This is a genomic window from Pseudomaricurvus sp., from assembly GCF_965662505.1.
Classification (GTDB): Bacteria; Pseudomonadota; Gammaproteobacteria; order Pseudomonadales; family Cellvibrionaceae; genus Pseudomaricurvus.
This window is the reverse complement of the sequence record NZ_CBFIHX010000218.1, coordinates 1-2,993: the sequence shown is the minus strand read 5'-3', so window position 1 is coordinate 2,993 and position 2,993 is coordinate 1. Positions and strand designations below refer to the sequence as shown.

General features: G+C 45.5%; 2 protein-coding genes. Both read right to left on the bottom strand.

What is annotated here, in order from left to right; genetic code table 11:
• Nucleotides 1-2,125, bottom strand: a 2,125-nt coding sequence (locus ACTG33_RS16845; RefSeq protein ID WP_439136384.1) for an efflux RND transporter permease subunit, incomplete at its 3' end; no start/stop codon positions are given.
• 54 nt (nucleotides 2,126-2,179) lie between these two features.
• Complete coding sequence (locus tag ACTG33_RS16840) at nucleotides 2,180-2,950, bottom strand: glutathione S-transferase family protein (protein WP_439136382.1); 771 nt, start codon at nucleotides 2,948-2,950, stop codon at nucleotides 2,180-2,182.
• Between the last annotated feature and the right edge of the window lie 43 nt (nucleotides 2,951-2,993).

Below are 2,993 nucleotides of genomic sequence, written 5' to 3'. Positions count from 1 at the left end.
TACGATCTAAAGTATGGATAGCAAAATCCACACCTAAACCAATAGCCACACTGGCAAACATGGAGGTCCCTATACCCAATGTAATACCTGTCGCCGCCATGAAGGAATAAATCAACAGAATTGCTGTGACCACAGGCAACAGAGCATAAAATCCAGCAACCGCTGACCTGAAAAGAAGGGCAGCAACCAACCAAACCAGAACCAGAGCTACCATCAAGCTGTAGAAATGTGTATCGCCAATGCCTTTAATCCAGTGGTAATTGACAGTCACACGTCCACTCAACGTTGCGGTTAGACCTTCCTCGTTAAAGTTTTCATCAATATAGTTTTGTAGCTGAGTCACGACTGGTTTTGTGTTGCGAAACGCTGCGCTGTCCAGTAATAAGCGAATGTTAGCCAGTCGGTAGTCGTAATCCACCTCCTCTTCAAAATCCGTTGGGTCACTGGATGTTGAATACAGCAAAAAGTATTGCGCAATGGCTTCTTTCCGATCCGGCAATTCATACGCATCGGCATGGCCATCATTTAACACCCGATTCATTTGTTTCAGGTAATCGACAATGGATGTAGCGTTGTTGACGTGAGGCAACGTTAAAGCGAAGTCCTGGAGAGCTTGCATTTTCGTTAACACATGTGGGTCTAATAACCCTTCATCCATTGTTGTTTCAATGACAATATCCAGATTATTAGTGCCGTCCAGATGAGCATTGATCGTTCGGTCCGCTTGATAAATTGCTTCATCATGGTGGAAAGTCTCAATGCGATCTTCATCCACTTGTATTTGGCTGGCCGCAAAACATCCGGCAATAATCACCGCCGCACCAATACCGAGTGTGGTTGCTGGATGACGAACACTGGCACCACCAAGGAGCTGCATAATGCGGGAGAAGATGTCCCGGTTGTTTTTCTGATTACGTGTGAATCGGGCACTGACTTTAGGTTGTGACCAAACGAGAGCTGCGGGTAGAAAAACCATTGAAAATAACCAGGCAATCGACACACCCAGCGCGGTAAAGAGCCCCATGAATTTGAATGGAGGCATGTGAGAGGCGAAATACAGTCCCAAAAAACCCGCCATAGTCGTCAGGGTTGTTAATGTGATTGGACGCCACATATCCACCATCGCCTCGACAACCAACTGACGACGCTCTTCTTTTGGTTTTTCCAGTTGCAAGTCATAGTACCGACTGAATATGTGTATGGCATCTGCGACGGAAATCCCGATAAGGATAACGGGCAGAGCATTGGTGATGACATAGAAAGGAACTTTACTCGCGGCCATGATTCCTAAAGTCATCAAAACCGATGCAGCAATAATCACATTCGCCAGCAGTGCCGGGGCAAATCTAAAGAAGGCAAACCCGATAATCAGAGTAATAATAATGCCTGCAATGGGGTTCAAACGACTGGCATCGCTATCGATATAGCTACCCAGGTATCCCGCGACAGCGCCATCACCCGCCAGATGCAGTTCCACCCCATCAACTTCAGGTGCGCGATCTATCATCGACTGCAAGGCCAGATAGGTAGCTTCTGCCTGCCTTTCATCCAGCATTTCTGCAACAATCAAGGTTGCGCGTCCATCACGGGACACCAGTTTCCCCTGATACAAAGGAAAATCTTCGATGGCCTGGCGCAACTGTAAGCTCTCATGTTCCGTTTCCGGACGGGGATCGAAGAACGGCGTTACTTCCATACCGCTGGCACTGCCTTCGATATTGTTTTCTGTGGCCAGACTCATAACGCGTTCGGGATCAATGTTATCGACCTTTCTAGCCTCATCGGATAACCACTCAATCAAGGCCAGCACCTGGGGTTTATAAATACTGGCATCCGTATTTACTCGTTTAGTTTTGGTATCAGTTCCGCTGACGCTTGTCACTGCATTGTTGACTACGGCGATAACGAACGGGTCTGACAAACCGAACTGCTTTTTAACTTTTTCTCGGTAGAGCAGTGCCGGATTGTTCGGGGCCATAAACGCATCAGCTCGGGTATCTTTAACCAATTGAGGAAGGAAAGTGGCTGCTGCTACCATTATCAAAATACTGAGAAAAACCAGTGATTTTGGATAACGGCGAACAAACTGGAAGTAGGCGTAAGCCTTAAGGTTTGTTGGTGTCATGGTAAACTCCTAAACTCCATTTATGTATATACATGTTTTATTGAAAAACGTTATTTATACGCATTCACGTTGATGGCCATGTGGGGTGGAACGTTTATACAGTTCAACTTGGTGGCTCACTTCTTGCCACCAGGGCTGTTGTGATAACAAGTTTCTCCAACCTTGAATCGCAGGGTAGAGATTAAAATCCAACTCGATTGAATCAAGATGCATGAAGCTCGCACCAATGCACAAATCTGCCAATGTGAATTCATCGCCATTAACGCAGCGATTACGTTGTAACTGTTTATTTAACAGTGTTGCCAATTCAGTGAATTTTCGACGGTTGCGTTCTTTTCGTCGATCATCTCCCGGGTAGCCCCAAAACGGCAGGTAAAATTCATTCAGCAACATATTTCCAACGATAGAATCCCAGCAACTGCTTTCCCACAGCAACCACCGCAACAGGCTGGCTTGTTGATCTGCACCATAAGGCCAAAGCACTGAATTAAAATAATTGGACATGTACTGTGCTATGGCATTTGATTCCCACAGAGTGAAATCGTTGTGAATCAGCACAGGCACTTTTCCGTTAGGATTCAGTTTCTGAAAACTGTCGGACTTGTGTTCCAACTGCTCCAACTCTACGGTTTCTAATCTCACATTGTGTAACAGCTTTCCTATACGCTCCGATTCGTGGGCCATATAACTCATAACCAGTTGTAGCTTTATCGGATTATGTGTCAGTGGATGAATAAAAAGCGTCATAGAATCTGCCATAGAAGGTAACTCTCCATGAGCACTGTCAATGTTTCTGCGATTACTATCTTTGAGGCTGTCGATCATTTTAGGCTCCTTTAAGCATATCTATATGTATGTACATGTTTTT

Coding starts and splice junctions, on each gene's coding strand:
- ACTG33_RS16840 (WP_439136382.1), bottom strand. CDS start 2,950: ATGATCGACAGCCTCAAAGATAGTAATCGCAGAAACATTGACAGTGCT.